We start from the raw sequence: 16,789 nt of genomic DNA on the forward strand, positions 1-16,789 counted from the left end.
AAACAAAGTCCCGGATGAAATTTGCAATTAACTGCAAATCATCCGGAACTTTTGTCAGAGACATAGTTTTTTCCCAGCCTCCTTGCAGCTCACAGGCATGACAGCTTGGAAGTAGTAACGCACTAATATGCTTCTTCACAGTGCAGCTGCATCATCGTGTGGTTGATGACACCCGTCTAATAAACGAGATTTACTCATCAGTTGTTAATTTACTGAAGGACGGGCGTTCATTACCGCTGATATACTGAGTGCCCAGAAACTGAATGTTCATGGCGCCGATTCGATCATCATTCTGTCCCAACGCCCTGCATTTCTCAAAAAAACAACTGTTTTCTTCCCTGTTTTCTGATAAACTAAAAGTGATAAACAAATTTATGGGAGTGATTTCCTTTGGCAAAATATAAAATGATTCTCGATCTCGATACCGGGATCGATGACGCGCTTGCCATCGCATATGCGTTGGCCGCACCCGAATGCGATCTGATCGGAATCGTCGGCTCGTACGGCAACGTTCTGGTCGAAAACGGCGCCCAAAACAGCCTGAACCTGCTTGAAATGCTCGGACATCCCGAAGTACCGGTCTTTTGTGGTCTTTCGCACTCTTCAACGACGAAGAGCTTTTCCGTCATGCCGATCAGCGCGCAGATTCACGGCAAAAACGGCGTTGGCGAGGTCGAATTGAAAAAGGCCAAGCGCCAGGTCGAAAAAATGTCAGGCGTCGACTTCTTCATCGAAGCGGCTCACAAATATCAGGGACGTCTTTTGATCGTTCCGACCGGCCCTTTGACCAATCTTGCCGCTGCCATTAAAAAAGATCCGTCGATCGTCGATCTGATCGGCCACGTTACTTTGATGGGCGGTGCTCTGACGGTTCCAGGCAACGTTACGCCCGTAACGGAAGCAAACATCAATCAGGATCCGGAAGCTGCCGATGAAGTCTTCAGAAGCAATCTTCCTTTGACGATGATCGGTCTTGACGTGACGACGAGGACCCTGCTGACGAAGGAAGATACGAAGAAGTGGCGCGAACTTGGCACTGTTGCCGGGGAAAAGTACGCTGACATCACCGATTACTATATCGATGCCTACAAGGTCACGAGTCCTCATCTTGGAGGGTGCGCCCTGCATGATCCTCTGGCAGCAGCCGCAGCCGTTGATCCGAGCCTTGTTGACACAATCTACCTGAACATGAAGGTCGATACGCAGGGCGCTTATGCGGGCCGCACGATCGGCGACGAGACAAGAATCAACGATGATGCAAGACAGACGCAGGCTGCCGTAAACGTTGACAAGGAGCGTTTCGTCAGAACATTCATGAAGTATCTGACCGAATTGTTCTCCAAAAACTGACAGAAAGGGGGCATCAATTTGTACATTGCAGGAATTGCCCTTTACGTCGCATGGTTCCTGTTGGCGATTCTTAAAATCAGCAGCCAGCCCCAGAACCGGAAATTCTCATACAAAAAGGCCTTTTTCGGATCAAAGCTATGGTTCACCAACGTCAGAAACTTGATGCTTTTGGCATCCCTGTACTTGATTTTTGTTTTTGCGCCTTTAAAAACAGTCTTTCTGCTGTTGCTGCTCAGTTTGGCAATTCTTCTTCTGCTTTCGCTCAGAAATTTTCTTTCGCGAATTGCCAATCCGTACGTTGATTTGCTGATTGTCTTGTCGAGTTCGGTCCTGCTGATTGTTCTTTCCACGCTGACGCTGAAATTGTAGGGGGGATTTTATGCGCAGAAGCTATAATGCCTTGATCATCATCCTTGCCGTAATTTCAATTATCTTCAGCATGCTTGACATCAGCGGAGTCATCAGCATCGTTCAGTCACCATACGTCTACGTCGACGCTTCAATCTGGATGATTTTCGTCTTCGACTACTTCTATGGACTGATGGCCGCAAAAGACAAACGTTTCTATTTCAGAACCCATATCTGGGATCTGCTGGCAATCATCCCGCTGAACGCGCTTTTCTCATTTTTCCGTTTCAACCGGATTTTCAAGCTCGTTTCGCTGCAGCGCATCCTGCTTGTTTTTCGATTCGCGCGTCTGGCCGGCATCATCGGCAAGCTTCAGCTTAAACTAAAAACGTTTTTGAAAACAAACAACATTATCTATCTCTTCTACGTCTGCGGTCTCATGTTGCTGGTGTCATCATTCATCTACTCGCTTTCAGAGCATGTTTCGCTGGGAAATGCGTTCTGGTGGGCACTTGCAACTGTCTCGACCGTCGGCTATGGTGACATTTCGCCGCATACCTTCATGGGTCGCTTTGCCGCTGCACTGCTGATGCTTTTGGGCGTAGGCTTTATCGGGATGCTGACAAGCACTTTGACCAAATTCTTTACCGAAGAGCATAAAAAGAGCGAATTTGTCCAGATTATGCATGAGCTTCACAAGCTTGAGCGACAAAATGAGGAACTTTCAAACAAAGTCACGACGCTTGAGCGGCAGCTACATAGAAATGAAAGCGAAAAAAACAAGGATTGAGGCAAAGCCTCAATCCTTGTTTTGCTTATTGTTCGACTGAAATGATCTTGACCTGCATATCTCCACCAGGCGTTTCGACAGTCACGGTCTCACCGACCTTATGTCCGACCAACCCCTTGGCAATCGGTGATTCGTTTGAAATCTTGCCGTTGAACGGATCTGATTCTGCAGCACCGACAATCTGGTAGGTTTCCGGTTCATCGTCTTCTTCCTGGAAAGTTACGGTCTTGCCGATTGCAACTTCATCTTCTGCAATGGCACCATTGTCGATAATCTCGGCATGGTTGAGCATGTTCGTAACTTCTTTGATGCGACCTTCAAGAATGGATTGTTCGTTCTTTGCAGCCTCATACTCTGAATTTTCAGAAAGATCTCCGAAGGAACGCGCGATTTTGATGCGTTCAATAATCTCCGCACGTTTCGTCGTCTTTAATTCTTCAAGTTCTTTTTCAAGCTTTTCTTTTCCTTCCAACGTCATTGGAAATGTTTTTTCTTCAGCCATGGCACACCTCTAAAACTATTAAATTAGACTCTTCAAAAGCCCGTAAGCAATGACAATTATATCACAATCATTTAAAATTGTCAGAATTAATCATTAACGTTCGTCCTGTTGATGATGTCCCGAACCTTCGTCACCAAAATATCAATTGCGACCTGATTTTCGCCGCCTTCCGGCACAATGATGTCGGCATAGCGCTTTGTCGGTTCGATAAACTGGTGATACATCGGCTTGACCGTTGACAAATACTGATCAATGACCGACTGAAGCGAACGGCCCCGTTCTTCAAGGTCGCGCTGAATGCGGCGAATGATTCTGATATCATCATCAGTGTCGACAAAGATCTTGATATCCATCAGATCACGCAAACGAGGATCATTCAAAACCAGGATTCCTTCAACGATGATCACTTCCTTTGGTTCAACGTGAACGATCTGCTTGCTTCTGGTGTGCTGAACGTAATCATAGACAGGAATATCGATTGACTTCCATTCGAGCAGATCTTCCAATTGTTCGATCAAAAGATCCGTGTCAAACGCATTCGGATGATCATAGTTGACTTTGACCCTTTCTTCAAAGGAAATATCATCTTGATTCTTATAGTATGAATCTTCTTGAATCATCAAAAGTGAATGACCGTTCAAAGAATCGAAAATCGCACGCGAAACGGAGGTTTTTCCGCTGCCGGATCCCCCGGTCACACCGATGATTACGGGACGTTTGTGTGTTGATAATACTGACATTGCTTGTCTCTCCTTAAACTAGTTGTTGTCTTTTTCCAATTTTTTTGTAAGTGCCAGGTGTTCAGCATAAGTCTTGCTGAAATATACCTTGCCGGTCTTCATGTTGGCGATAAAATACAGGTACTCCTTGTCTTTATCGACCGGATTAAGCACGGCCTTGACAGAATCGACGCTCGGATTATTGAAGGGCCCGGGCCCCATTCCCTTGTTTCTGTAAAGATTGTAAGGAGAATCGACCTTCAGATCCTTGAAAGTTACGTGCGCCTTGTGTTTTCCGAGCGCATAGAGAACCGAGATGTCCGATTGAATCATCATGTCCTTTTCCAGGCGGTTTTCAAAAACACCTGCAATCTTATAACGGTCTTCGGGCGTAACTCCTTCTCTTTCAACCAGGGATGCCAGTGTCAGAACCTGCTGCACGTTCATCTTCTTCTGGGAAATCTGACTGTAATAAGGAGCCAGAACCTCATTCGTCTTGGAAACCATTTGTTCAACCAACTGTTTTAAGGTTTCATTTTTTTGAACGAAGTAGGTTGCAGGATAAAGATAGCCTTCAAGCTTGTAGCGAACTCCCCTGGCATCGACGGCAGACGTCAAAAGCGCCGGATACTTGTCCTTCAGATCATTCAAAAACGCCTGGTTGTTTACCAATTTCAAAAATTCCTTCTTTTTGAAACGCGTGTTCTTTTGAATCACGTCGCCGATTTGGTCAATCGTAATGCCTTCTCTGACAAGGACTTTGCCTGATCCAAACGGATGACTTGACCCACCCTTTTCAAGCTCGTCTGCAATCCTTCCAAGGCTCATTGACGGTTTCAGCTGATAGTAGCCGGCTTTAAATCCGCTTCTTTTCGATGTTTTGGCATAATAATCAAAGACAAATCCGCTCTTGATGACTTTCTTGTCCTCCAAAATCGAACCGATCTGCTTGTTCGTGCTCCCAATCGGAATTTTGACTTCGATTACTTTCGTTGATTTTGGATCAAGCGGCTTTTTGGCAGATTCAAAATAACGATATCCGACTGAACCGACGACGGCAATCAAAATCACAATCAGCAAGATTACGCCGATCATAATCTTCCTGCCCATTGAATTCTTGGACGAATCCTGCACAGGCTTTTCAGGGTTTTCCTGCCCGTTTTCATCATTTTTGCAATCATCTGCCTGCTTTTCTTCTGCCTTTTCAGTTACGGATTCCGTTTCCCGTTGTTTTTCATCCTCATTTAAGGTTTCTTGTTTTTCATTTTCTGTCTCTGATGTTTCGAACGTTTCATCAATTTTATTTTCGTTTTCAGTATCTTTCTTGTCCAAGAGTGTTTCCTCCTACCAAAACTCTATCTTTCCAATTATACCAAATAAGGACAGTGAAGTGCAAGACAAGGCATGCAGTGACAAACAAAAAGCCGTCGTCCAGATTTGGACGACAGCCCTGTTTTTGATGAATCATTCTTATTTTCAGCGAATTACCGCGTTGAATTCTTCCTTCAGCTTATTCGTAATCTTATCGAACGGGCGGGAAACTTCTTCATCCTGCAGCGTTTGCTTCGGATTGCTGAATTGAAGCGTGTAAGCTAAAGATCTGAAGCCTTTGCCGATATTTTCGCCTTTGTAAACGTCAAACAGGCGAATGTCCTTAAGATAAGCCCCACCGTTTTTCCTGATGCAATCGACAATCTGCTGATTCGTAACCTCAACCGGAACGACCAAAGCGATATCGCGACTGACGGTCGGGTACTTGGAAACGGGTTCGTAAATTGATTCTTTCTTCGGAGCATCAATGATCTTTTGCAGATTAAGCTCGAACACGTAAACGCGCTTCAAGCGATATTCCCTGGCAACGCTTGGATGAACTTCGCCGACATATCCGATAAAATCATCATCAAGATAAACATCGGCTGTACGACCCGGATGCATTGCCTCATGGGCAGACGTTGCACGATATTCGATTCGACCTGAAACAGCCAGTGAATTGAGTAAGAAGTCGACGATTCCCTTTGCCAGATAAAAACCTGTCGCAAGTTTGTCATCATGCCATGTGGACTTTCTGAACAAACCGGTCATTGCGCCGGCAACGTGTTCAACTTCACGAGGACGGTCATTGTCCTTGTCGCGCAAAAAGACACGACCCTGTTCATATAAGGAAACATTTTCCACCTTACGGGCAGCATTATAGGCTACATCATCAAGCAAGCCTGAAACAAGATTCATGCGGGCAGTCGTGCGATCGCTCGTCATCGGAAAGGCAAGTTCAGTCGTTTCAGCCGGTTCCATTGCAAAACGGCGAGCCTTTTCAGCTGTCGTCAAGCCGTAGGAAATAGCCTGCGTCAACCCGGCACCTTCAAGCAGACGTCGCGTTTGACGGATGATCTTTTGCTTGTAGGTGTAATGTCCCGGTGTCGTCGGTCCCTGCGGAAGCGTCGTCGGCAGGTTGTCGTAGCCATAGATTCGGGCAACTTCTTCGAGAAGATCGGCATCAATTTCGATATCCCAGCGACGCGGCGGAACGGAAACCGTGAACGTATCTTCGGAAAATGCAGTGCTGAAACCAAGTCGACGGAAAATATCTTCGACTTCTTGTTCCGTCAAAGACGTTCCAAGCACTTTGTTGATCTTATTCAACGTGACTTTGACTTCTTTTGCTTCTGCCTTTTTGTCATTGGCCTTGGCAACACCCGAAACAACCCGTCCGTTGCCGAGTTCTGCAATCATTTGTGCTGCAGCATCGAGCGCTTCAGCAGCCGTTGCCTTGTTGATGCCACGTTCAAAGCGCATTGATGCTTCCGAATGCAGGTTTTCGCGCCGTGAAGTCTTGCGAATGTTGTGTCCGTTAAAGACGGCCGATTCAAGCGCAATCGTCGTCGTTTCAGGAACGACTTCCGAATCAAGACCGCCCATCGTTCCGGCAAGAGCAACCGGAACTTTGCCATTCGTTACGACGATGTCGTTTGCCTTTAATTCACGTTCTTCACCGTCAAGGGTCGTCATCTTCTCGCCTTCTTCGGCTAAACGAACGACAATCTTCTTCGAACCCAACTTATCGTAATCAAATGAGTGAAGGGGCTGTCCATAGTCGAGCAGAATATAGTTCGTCACGTCGACAACGTTGTTGATCGGTCTAATGCCTGCGTTCCATAAGCGTTTTTGAAGCCAGAGCGGACTGTCCTTGACTTCGACGTCCTTGATGATTCTCATCAAATACGGAGCAGCTAAATCTTCCGGAGCTTCGATTGAAACATAGTCTTCTATTTTTTCTTCCGATGCTTCCTTGACTTCAGGATGACTCAACGTTACTTCCCTGTCGTAAATTGCACCGACTTCGTAAGCAACGCCGCGCATACTGAGCATGTCGCCGCGATTAGGAGTAATGTCAACGTCAATAACGTCTTCATCCATGCCAAGATACGGATAAACCGGATCTCCCGGCCTGGCATCTTCCGGCAAAACGTAAATTCCATCAGCATATGCTTTTGGAGCAATGCTTTCTGAAAAACCGATTTCCTGAAGGGCACAAATCATGCCTTCGGAAACGACGCCGCGCATCTTTGACCTTTTAATCTTTACGTTGTCTGCTATCCGTGAATTCGGCAAAGCAACAATAACTTTTTGACCGGCAGCAACGTTTGGAGCACCACAGACGATTTGTGAAGGTTCTTCTTCGCCAATATCCACTTTGCAGATATGCAAGTGATCAGAATCCGGGTGATCCTTTGTTTCAAGCACGTGACCGACGACGATTTTCTTCAATCCGTCCTGCATTTTGTATGTGTCATCGACCTCGACTGCCGTCCGTTCGATTTTTTCTGACAAAGCCAACGGATCAAGATCGTCAACCTTGACATAATCATTTAACCATTTTGTTGAAACTTTCATTTGTGACTACCCTTTCTGTGAAAATTGACTTAAGAAGCGGACATCGTTAAGGTAAAATTCGCGAATATCGTCAACGCCGTACTTAAGCATTGCGAACCGATCCGGTCCAAGACCGAACGCAAATCCGCCATAAACTTCCGGATCCACTCCGGCCATTTTCAAAACGTTAGGATGAACCATGCCGGCACCAAGGACTTCAATCCAGCCGGACTGCTTGCAAACTGAGCAGCCCTTTCCGCCACACTTGAAACATGATACGTCGACTTCAACGGAAGGCTCTGTGAACGGGAAGTAGCTCGGGCGAAGTCTGATTTCGCGATTCTCGCCAAAAACCGTCTTGGCTACAAGTTCCAAAGTTCCCTTCAAATCGCCCATCGTGATGTTCTTGTCGATCACAAGTCCTTCAACCTGGTGGAACTGATGAGAATGAGTAGCATCGTCAGTATCACGTCGGTAAACCTTGCCCGGAGAAATCATCTTAAGCGGGCCCCTTGAAAAATCATGAACTTCCATCGTCCGTGCCTGAACAGGAGACGTCTGCGTTCTCATGAGCAAACGATCGTTGATATAGAACGTGTCCTGCATGTCACGGGCCGGGTGATCCGGCGGAAGATTCAACATCTCAAAATTATAGTGATCTTCTTCGACTTCAGGCCCGTCAACAATTTGAAAGCCCATTCCGATGAACAGCTTTTCAATTTCATCGATGACTTGCATCAAGACGTGCGGCTGACCCTCTTCTACAGGAAAACCAGGCATCGTAACGTCGATTTTTTCTTTTTCGAGCTGTTTTGCCATACGCTCAACTTCAATTTCTTCGCACTTTTCCGAAATTGCCGTTGCAAGTTCTTCTTTAATCGCATTGGCAAAACTTCCGACCTTTGGGCGTTCTTCTGCAGACAAGTCGCGCATCCCGCGGAGAACTTCCGTAATAGGTCCTTTTTTGCCTAAAAGATTGACGCGAATTTCGTTGATCCTTTTGGAATCATCTGCATTTTTGATTTCTTCCAAGCCCTTTTCCTTGAGCTCTTCCAGTTTATCTTTCAGATTCATTATTCCATTCCTTTCAAAAGCTTTTTCAAAACATTGAAAAAGCCTCGTCCCCCAAAAGGGACGAGGCTTCGCGGTACCACCCTTGTTTCATGTGCAGGCACATGACGCTTTTCATGGGATAACGTCCATGAAACGGTGCATCTCTCAATGCCAACTCGGGAAGTGAAATTCAGTCATCGTTCAAACGGGCCTTCTCAGCTGCGAGCCCTTCTCTTCTTCGAATTTTGACCTACTAGTTTCCGTCAACGTCTTTCATTCTTCATACCTTCAAGTTTAATCTTGTTTTTCAATTCAGTCAAGGCTTTAATTCTTGTCCGTTTCCAAAATCCACTTTTCGGACCATGAGTGTATCTCCTTCATGATCTTTTTTAAGTCCTCACCGCAACGAGTCAAACGATAAAATCCTCTGGTACAATCTCGCATATAGACTTTTTCAACCAGTCCTGCCCTTTCGAGTTCCTTCAGTCGTTCAACCAGGACGCGGTCGCTGCATTGCGGAATTTTCTGAGCCAAATCGGTAAAACGTTGGTCACCTTCAGCAAGTAAAACTTCCAAAATCAAACCATTCCACTTCTTGCCTAAAATTCCAAATGTCTTTTCAAACTTTGGACACAAACAAAAATCATCTGCTTTTTTTGATTCGACTGCCATAAAAATTAACCACCTTAACAAAATAATAAGGGCCTACAAACTGCATGCCCCTTAATCTCAACAACAAATCAGCGAATGTCATCTGCCTTCCTGCGTTCCAAGCGCTGCCTGGCTTTGCCAAAAAGCTTCAGACACAAATGTTTGCCATATTCTTCAGTTGCAGAATACTTATCGACCAACGTTACGATATAACCTTCCGGATACTTCGGAGGACATGCAGTCGCACCCCACATGTGCTTCATGATGATGTCCCTTTCGAGCGGAGAAAGAGGTGTCAGTTTCTCTGCATTTCTCACCGCAATCCGAGGATGAACCCACGCATGTGTTCCGCGGTCAAACTTCGTAACGCGCCAGTCATAGTAAAAGAGATCGTGCAGCAAACCGGCACGAGCCGTCGCTTTGGCATTCAAGTGCAGCTTTTTGGCAATCTTATAGCTTTCATACGAAACAGCAATCGAATGTTCCAGTCTCGTTGAAAAATGATGCTGGGTAAAGTTGTCCAATGCCAGAACTTCCGGTCGTTCCAAAAGTTCGCCCACATAACTCATATACTCACGATCATTGCACCATTTATTTTTGTTCATTCAGTTCTGTTACCTCTTTTATCGTTGTACCATGCGACCAATCAGCTCTACAGCTATATCATACTGTATTTTATTGAATTAATGACGAAGAAAAATTTAAAAATAGGAAATGCTTTCAGATTCTTGCCGCAACAAGCTCGTATCCGATGCCGACGCGACGATTGACAAGCTTGCATCCGGCGAAATTTTCTTCTAGTTCGTCAAGCGTGACGACTCGGTAAGGTGCTTTGTCTTCGGTCGACTCGCTGAGGTTCTTCTTGATCTCTGCCATGATCAGATTCAGCTCCAAAATCTCGATCAGATCATAATGCACCAATAAATTGACGATATAAGGACTCTTTGAACCCTTGGTTTCGCATACCAAATTAAAACGAGTGAACTTGCCTTCGTTATAGCGAACATCAAGCTTTACTCCCGTAAGATCCATTTTTCTGAATTCGGCATCAGTATCTTCATTAAACATCTGGTAGGCCGGCGCCTTTATTCTGACGACAAATGCAACATGCTGCTCTAGATTAAAGCAAAGCACGTCGTTTATAATTGCTTCATATAATTCCATCACATATCTCTCCAAATATCATGTACAGAGCCTATGATAATCCCAAGAGACATCATTATGCAAATCAAATCAAAATAATAAGAATTTGTATAAAAAAAGAGAGATGGTAACTCCATCTCCCCTTACGCAGAATCTCCAGTTAATTATTTAACTGCATCCTTAAGAGCTTTACCAGGCTTAAATGCCGGTACCTTGCTTGCAGGAATTTCGATTTCTGCACCTGTTTGCGGATTGCGACCCTTGCGTGCTGCACGTTCGCGTACTTCAAAGTTGCCAAAACCGATCAATTGAACCTTATCGCCCTTTTCAAGAAAATCTTGAATTGAACCAAAGACGGCGTCAACTGCAACAGTAGCATCCTTTTTTGTCAAACCTGTCTTTTCTGCAACAGTTTCGATCAATTGTGCTTTGTTTGCCATAAATACTTCACCTCCATAATGAAGTTATGATATATGAAATATCACTTGAAGCAACAACGTCTAACAAATCATTGCTCAGTTATTAATTTAGCATAGAAAGCCCCATATAGCAACGTTTTTCAGCATATTTCAGACTTTTTTTACTTTTCATTCATTTACATTGCTTTCACTTATTTTCTTCGTCTTTCAATCAAGTGCAACGGGGTCCCTTCGAAATCAAATGCCGCCCGCAACTGATTTTCCAGGAATCTTTCATATGAAAAATGCATCAATTCAGGATCATTGACGAAAATGACAAATGTCGGCGGCTTGACTGCAACCTGCGTTGCATAGTAAATACGCAGTCTTTTGCCGTTATCGGTCGGCGTCGGGTTATGCGCAATCGCATCCATGATGACGTCATTCAAGACTGCTGAAGAAACACGTTTGGAGTGATTTTCATCAACGCGTTTGATTAACTTCGGCAATTCGCTCAACCTCTGATGTGTTTTGGCTGAAACGAAGACAATCGGCGCATAGCTGAGATACTGAAATTCGTTTCTGATATGACTTTCGAATTCCTTCATCGTGTAGCTGTCCTTTTTAAGCGTATCCCATTTATTGACGACAATCACGATTCCACGCCCGGCATCGTGAGCATAGCCTGCGACGTGCTTGTCTTGTTCACGAATTCCTTCTTCGGCATTCAGCACAACACAAACGACATCGGAACGATCAATTGCCTGCATTGCACGCAGAACGGAATATTTTTCCGTATTTTCATAAACCTTGCCTTTCTTGCGAATTCCGGCCGTATCAATCATCGTGTAAACTGATCCGTCCTCAGTCGTAAATTTCGTATCGATGGCATCACGAGTCGTTCCCTCAATATTCGAAACGATTACGCGGTTTTCGCCCAGAATAGCATTGACAAGCGACGATTTGCCGACATTCGGACGTCCGATGAAACTGAATTTGATGGAATCATCAATCTCTTCGGTCGCATCTTCAGGAAAGTTCTTAACAATCAAATCCAGCAAATCACCCGTTCCAATGCCATGCGTCCCTGAAATCGGAACCGGATCACCGAATCCAAGCGAGTAGAAATCATAGATCTCACTTCTTGCTTCGGGATTATCAACTTTGTTTACGGCCAGAATAACCGGCTTGTCCGTCTTGTATAAAATACGAGCTACTTTTTCGTCAGCATCCGTCACGCCCTCTTTGACACTTGTGACAAAAACGATTACGTCAGCTTCATCAATCGCAATTTCTGCTTGTTCCGTAATTTGGGTGACAAAAGGTTCATCACCGATATCGATTCCGCCAGTATCGATCAAGTTGAATGCCTGCCCCATCCATTCGCTCCGGGCATAAATTCGATCTCTCGTAACACCCGGAGTATCTTCAACGATTGAAATTCTTTCGCCTGCAATTCGATTGAAAACGGTCGATTTGCCGACGTTCGGACGACCGACAATTGCAACCACTGGGTTTGCCATAATAACGCCTCGCTTTCTGATAGTTGTTCATCTAAAACGATCGCTTGTTTTCAGAAAAAAACTGGCCCGAAGAAATCAACGGGCCAGCCATGCTGAAACATTCAGCGATCAATCTTAGTCTTGATCTTTCAATTCATCCCCGACAAGATCGGCCATTGTAAAGCCCGTATCTTCTTCAGGAATTTCTACTTTTTCCTCTTCAACAGGAGCATCCTGCCTCTTTTCAGCAGCAGGCTTTTCTTGCAAAGCTTTGATTGAAAGAGCCAAACGATGTTCATCGGCATTAACGTTCAAAACTTTGACCTTAACCTTTTCGCCTGAAGTCAAAACTTCATTAGGCGTAGCAATATGCTTATGTGAAATTTGTGAAATGTGAACCAAGCCTTCAACGCCTGGGAACACTTCAACGAATGCACCGAAACTTGTCAAACGCTTAACGGTGCCTTCCAAAACATCGCCTTCAGCAACCTTTTCAGTAATGTTGTCCCAAGGTTGAGGCAATGTTTGCTTGATTGAAAGCGAAATACGATCTTTTTCAGGGTCTACGGCAAGAACCTTAACCTTGACGTCCTGACCAACTTTCAATACGTCAGAAGGCTTGCCAACGCGTTCGAATGAGATTTCTGAAACGTGAACCAAGCCGTCAACGCCACCAAGATCGATGAATGCACCAAAGTTTGTCAAGCGAGCAACTTTGCCTTCAACGACGTCGCCAACGACAAGTTTGTCCAAAACAGCCTTCTTGTTTGCTTCGCGTTCCTGTTGAACGATTTCCTTGTGTGAAAGAATCAAACGGTTTTCGCTTGGTTCAAGTTCAACAATCTTGAGTTCAAGTTCTTGACCCTTGTATTGGCTGAGATCTTCAACAAAATGATCGGAGACCATGGATGCAGGAATGAATCCGCGAACGCCGGCATCAACAACTAAACCGCCCTTGACAACCTGTGTAACAGGGGCCTTGATTGTTTCGCCTGCTTCAAATTTCTTTTCGATGTCGTCCCAAACCTTGCGGGCTGCCAAACGACGTTGTGACAACAAGAAGCTGCCGCCTTCCTTATCGGAACCGATCTTTGAAATAACGACAAGATCAAGTTCGTCTCCTACCTTATATGCTCCTTCATCGACACCAGATGTCAATTCACGAGCAGGTACAACGCCTTCAACACCTGTACCTTCAATACCCACGATGACTTGTTTTTGATCATCGAATGCTAAAATCTCGCCTTTGACAACGTCACCGACTTCAACGGTCTTAACGCTGTTCAAAGCTTCCAATAAATCCTTGTTTTCTGATTCACTCATGGACCATGTCCTCCTTAACGACTAACTCTATTTACCATTTTAACTGATTGATGAAAAAATTTCCAGTATTAACAAACTATTTCTGCACTTTTTCAATTATTTCCATGATTTTGGCAACGACTTCATCAATCGAAAGTGACGTCGTGTCAACCAAAACTGCATCTTTTGCCTGCGTTAACGGTGAAATTTTACGATGAGAATCCTTGTAATCCCGTTCCTCAATCTCTTTTTCCAGGACATCCAATGGCGTATCGATGCCCTTTTCAACGTTTTCCTTGAAACGCCGCACGGCACGTTCATGAACGCTTGCAACCAGGAAAATTTTAACTTCGGCGTTCGGCAGCACCGTTGTCCCGATGTCACGGCCGTCCATTACGATTCCACCCTGTTCGGCAATCACGCGCTGACGTTCCGTCAAATCCGCACGAACGCTTTTTTGTGCAGAAACAGTTGAAACATTGTTTGCGATTTCCGGAAGACGAATTGTTTTCGTAACCTCGGTCTCGTTTACAAAAACTTTTTGCTCGGGTTCAGCCGGAACGAATCTGATTTCCGTTTTTTCAAGCATTTCCTTCAAAGCCTGATCATCATCATATGCAACGTGATTTTTCCTGGCAGCATATGTGGTAGCGCGATACATTGCTCCCGTATCGCAGTAAACGTAGCCGAGCTTCTTGGCTACAAGCTTAGCGACGGTACTCTTGCCGGCTGATGCCGGACCGTCAATGGCAATTTGCAATTTCATTTGAATGAAAACTCCTAAAAATTATTTTACGCGCAGCTGTTGTCCCGGCGTCACCGTTGAACTTGGCGTCAAACCAGGATTAAGCTGAACAAGCTGATCAACCGTCAGGCCATTATTGACCGCAATGCGGTAAAGCCCCTGACCGGCAGCAACCGTTACGTATTGTGCCCCTTCGCTTTGACTGGAAGAACTTGCCTCTTCTGCGGAAGATGAAGATTCCTCCGCACTCGAAGATTCTGCTTCACTTGAAGATTCCGACTGTGAAGAATTTTCAGCCTGCGAATTCGAAGACTCCGCTTCTTTTTTGACTGAACTTGACTTCTTGTCTTTCCTTGCTGAAGATTTCCCGGAAGTCTTCTTAGAAGAACTTGAAGTCACGACTTCAATGTTTCCGCCGTCGTCATTTGTGGGTTGTGCTGCAGTTTTCAATGATATGAAATACAGCGCGATCGTTGCTGCAATCACGAAGCAAAAACCCAAAAGCAATAACGCAGGCAACCGCGAATTCAACTTATCTTTTCGCTTGCTTGCACGACGTGAGTAAAGCCCGTTCTCATCCTTGCCGTCTTCGAACTTTTTTTCCCAGGGCTTGTCATCGTGATTATCATTTCTATTGCTCATAAATAATGCCCCCTCGACCAGTATCATTTCTCATGATAACATAATTACCGTCTGAATAGTAGAATTTATGCGCTTTGCATATTTTTATGCAAATAATTTTCTTAAAATCTCCTCATATCCGGGTGCTTTTGAATGGTTTGACACCTTTTTTTCAAAAAGCAATCCCATCTTTTCGAAACTGACCTCTTCATTGCAATGACTGCAGCAAAAACCCTTCTTCGGCAAGACTTCATCTCCGAAATATTCACCGATAAATTCGCGCAGGCACCCCTTTGTCTCGGCATAGCTTCGCATTTTAGACAGAGCTTTTTCCCTTTCAACCAGACGATTGGCCGCAAAACTCTTCATCTCGTCCCGGCTCAGACCATTTCTAAGATACTTTTCAATCAGCAAATAACGCTCTTCTTGTCTCAAAATAGCCTTGTTCCTGGCATTGCATTTGAAATACGAATCAATCTCGCGTGCAGTCGGGAGCGAATTTTCAATCAAATACTCCTGAAGCTTGAGATCTTTTCTTTGGTAAAGCAAAATTGCAGTCCCCTGTTCGCCATCACGGCTGCATCGTCCGAATTCCTGAACGTAATTCTCCAAATCAAGCGGAAGATGATAATGGATTACGTAACGAATGTCCGGTTTGTTGATGCCCATGCCAAAAGCACTCGTAGCACAAACAACATCCAGGTCTCCGTGCAGGAACTGCTGCAAAACGCTGTATCGTTCGTCAGAAAGCATCCCGGCATGGTAGGCGGCAACTCGCAAACCGGTCTTTCTCCCAAGCGTGCGGCTTGTTTCATCAGCTTTCTTCTTGCTCGAAAAATAGATCAACCCCGGTCCTTTCAGATTTTCAACAAGCTCAATCAAGCGCTCGTCCTTTTGATAATCATTTTCGACTTTCTCGACGTCAAGGAAGATATTGGGGCGGTCGACCGAACATCTGACCCTGTCGATTTTTCGATCAGAAAACAAAATCCGGCAAATATCCGATTCGACTTCCTTGGTTGCAGTTGCAGTCAGTGCCAAAACAAGCGGTATCCCGAGCTTTCTAACCACCGTTCCCAAGAACAGGTAATCAGGCCTGAAATCCGGTCCCCACGTCGAAATGCAGTGTGCCTCATCAACGACCAAAAGAGAAGGCCGAAACCGATTAAGCCCTTGCAAAACGGTTTTCGAATTCAGCATCTCTGGCGATACGAATACGAACCGGTACTCATCAAGCATTGCCAGAACGCTGTTTCTATCAGTCAGATTCAATTCGGAATTAATGGCAACCGCCCCTTTTTCGCCTAGGAAGCGCAAATTCGCAACCTGATCCTGCATCAGGGATATCAGCGGGGAAACGATTAAAACGCGACTCTCCGTTGCATATCCATATAATTGGTAGCAAAGCGATTTCCCCACGCCGGTCGGCAGAATTCCAAGAACGCTTCTGCCGTTGATCAGACTCGTGACAATCTCCTCTTGTCCCTGCTTGAAAGAATCATATCCAAAATGCTCATTCAATTCTTCAAGCAGTTTAATATGAAGATCCATTTTCCTTTATCCTTTCTATCTGAACCAAACGATATTCATAAAAAGAAATTCCCGTTCCCGCAAGCTTGCGAAAATCCCAATAAACAGTTCTTTGACCTGCATAAACCTCTTCAATTCGTGATTTTCTTGCCAATGAAACAAATCTTTCAAACGGGAATTCGTCAAGAACGATTGCACAGTCCAGCAAGTGCTCGATTACGGTCGAATTCTTCAATTTCCTGAATTTTGCAACTTCCTCAGTGCT

The 16,789-nt window shown here is 45.0% G+C and carries 18 protein-coding genes; 3 read left to right on the forward strand and 15 right to left on the reverse strand.

Annotated elements, in window-relative coordinates; all coding sequences use genetic code 11:
• The first annotated feature begins 390 nt into the window (after positions 1–390).
• From V7Z60_RS03175 to V7Z60_RS03185, 3 genes are read left to right on the forward strand one after another with little or no spacing between them, the layout of a single operon-like run.
• Positions 391–1,350, forward strand: a complete 960-nt coding sequence (locus V7Z60_RS03175) for a nucleoside hydrolase (protein WP_334116247.1) — start codon at positions 391–393, stop codon at positions 1,348–1,350.
• Between the two features lie 18 nt (positions 1,351–1,368).
• The gene (locus V7Z60_RS03180) at positions 1,369–1,719 is read left to right on the forward strand and encodes a hypothetical protein (RefSeq protein ID WP_334116250.1); all 351 of its coding nucleotides are present in this window, start codon (positions 1,369–1,371) and stop codon (positions 1,717–1,719) included.
• A 10-nt stretch (positions 1,720–1,729) separates the two neighbouring features.
• Positions 1,730–2,488, forward strand: a complete 759-nt coding sequence (locus V7Z60_RS03185) for an ion channel (protein ID WP_334116251.1) — start codon at positions 1,730–1,732, stop codon at positions 2,486–2,488.
• A 25-nt stretch (positions 2,489–2,513) separates the two neighbouring features.
• On the opposite strand, the gene greA is transcribed toward V7Z60_RS03185, so the two are convergent.
• The 15 genes from greA to V7Z60_RS03260 all read right to left on the reverse strand — a co-directional run.
• Entirely contained in the window at positions 2,514–2,990 is a 477-nt protein-coding gene (greA, locus tag V7Z60_RS03190; RefSeq protein ID WP_334116252.1) for a transcription elongation factor GreA, read from the reverse strand.
• A gap of 86 nt (positions 2,991–3,076) precedes the next feature.
• Positions 3,077–3,730, reverse strand: a complete 654-nt coding sequence (udk, locus tag V7Z60_RS03195) for a uridine kinase (RefSeq protein WP_334116254.1) — start codon at positions 3,728–3,730, stop codon at positions 3,077–3,079.
• A gap of 18 nt (positions 3,731–3,748) precedes the next feature.
• The gene (gene mltG, locus V7Z60_RS03200; RefSeq protein WP_334116256.1) at positions 3,749–5,041 is read right to left on the reverse strand and encodes an endolytic transglycosylase MltG; all 1,293 of its coding nucleotides are present in this window, start codon (positions 5,039–5,041) and stop codon (positions 3,749–3,751) included.
• A gap of 144 nt (positions 5,042–5,185) precedes the next feature.
• On the reverse strand, positions 5,186–7,600 hold the full coding sequence (pheT, locus tag V7Z60_RS03205) for a phenylalanine--tRNA ligase subunit beta (RefSeq protein ID WP_334116258.1): 2,415 nt from the start codon (positions 7,598–7,600) through the stop codon (positions 5,186–5,188).
• Between the two features lie 6 nt (positions 7,601–7,606).
• On the reverse strand, positions 7,607–8,653 hold the full coding sequence (gene pheS / locus V7Z60_RS03210; protein WP_334116259.1) for a phenylalanine--tRNA ligase subunit alpha: 1,047 nt from the start codon (positions 8,651–8,653) through the stop codon (positions 7,607–7,609).
• A gap of 303 nt (positions 8,654–8,956) precedes the next feature.
• Positions 8,957–9,304 carry a winged helix-turn-helix transcriptional regulator gene (locus tag V7Z60_RS03215; protein WP_334116261.1) on the reverse strand — a complete coding sequence of 116 codons (348 nt, stop codon included), beginning with the start codon at positions 9,302–9,304 and terminating at the stop codon, positions 8,957–8,959.
• 68 nt (positions 9,305–9,372) lie between these two features.
• Positions 9,373–9,888, reverse strand: coding sequence for an HD domain-containing protein (locus V7Z60_RS03220; protein ID WP_334116263.1), 516 nt, complete (start codon positions 9,886–9,888; stop codon positions 9,373–9,375).
• Between the two features lie 115 nt (positions 9,889–10,003).
• The gene (locus V7Z60_RS03225; protein WP_334116265.1) at positions 10,004–10,447 is read right to left on the reverse strand and encodes a hypothetical protein; all 444 of its coding nucleotides are present in this window, start codon (positions 10,445–10,447) and stop codon (positions 10,004–10,006) included.
• Between the two features lie 143 nt (positions 10,448–10,590).
• On the reverse strand, positions 10,591–10,866 hold the full coding sequence (locus tag V7Z60_RS03230; RefSeq protein WP_003694175.1) for an HU family DNA-binding protein: 276 nt from the start codon (positions 10,864–10,866) through the stop codon (positions 10,591–10,593).
• Between the two features lie 170 nt (positions 10,867–11,036).
• The gene (gene der / locus V7Z60_RS03235) at positions 11,037–12,347 is read right to left on the reverse strand and encodes a ribosome biogenesis GTPase Der (RefSeq protein WP_334116268.1); all 1,311 of its coding nucleotides are present in this window, start codon (positions 12,345–12,347) and stop codon (positions 11,037–11,039) included.
• A 114-nt stretch (positions 12,348–12,461) separates the two neighbouring features.
• Positions 12,462–13,649, reverse strand: a complete 1,188-nt coding sequence (gene rpsA, locus V7Z60_RS03240) for a 30S ribosomal protein S1 (RefSeq protein ID WP_334116270.1) — start codon at positions 13,647–13,649, stop codon at positions 12,462–12,464.
• A 76-nt stretch (positions 13,650–13,725) separates the two neighbouring features.
• Positions 13,726–14,394, reverse strand: a complete 669-nt coding sequence (gene cmk, locus V7Z60_RS03245; protein ID WP_442918891.1) for a (d)CMP kinase — start codon at positions 14,392–14,394, stop codon at positions 13,726–13,728.
• A 21-nt stretch (positions 14,395–14,415) separates the two neighbouring features.
• On the reverse strand, positions 14,416–15,015 hold the full coding sequence (locus V7Z60_RS03250) for an SAG1386/EF1546 family surface-associated protein (protein WP_334116272.1): 600 nt from the start codon (positions 15,013–15,015) through the stop codon (positions 14,416–14,418).
• 84 nt (positions 15,016–15,099) lie between these two features.
• On the reverse strand, positions 15,100–16,545 hold the full coding sequence (locus V7Z60_RS03255; RefSeq protein WP_334116273.1) for a RecQ family ATP-dependent DNA helicase: 1,446 nt from the start codon (positions 16,543–16,545) through the stop codon (positions 15,100–15,102).
• A partial coding sequence (locus V7Z60_RS03260) for a helix-turn-helix domain-containing protein (protein ID WP_334116275.1) occupies positions 16,529–16,789 on the reverse strand: 261 nt, incomplete at its 5' end. The genes V7Z60_RS03260 and V7Z60_RS03255, both read right to left, overlap by 17 nt.

The sequence above is a fragment of the Ligilactobacillus sp. genome, assembly GCF_036846325.1.
Classification (GTDB): Bacteria; Bacillota; Bacilli; order Lactobacillales; family Lactobacillaceae; genus Ligilactobacillus.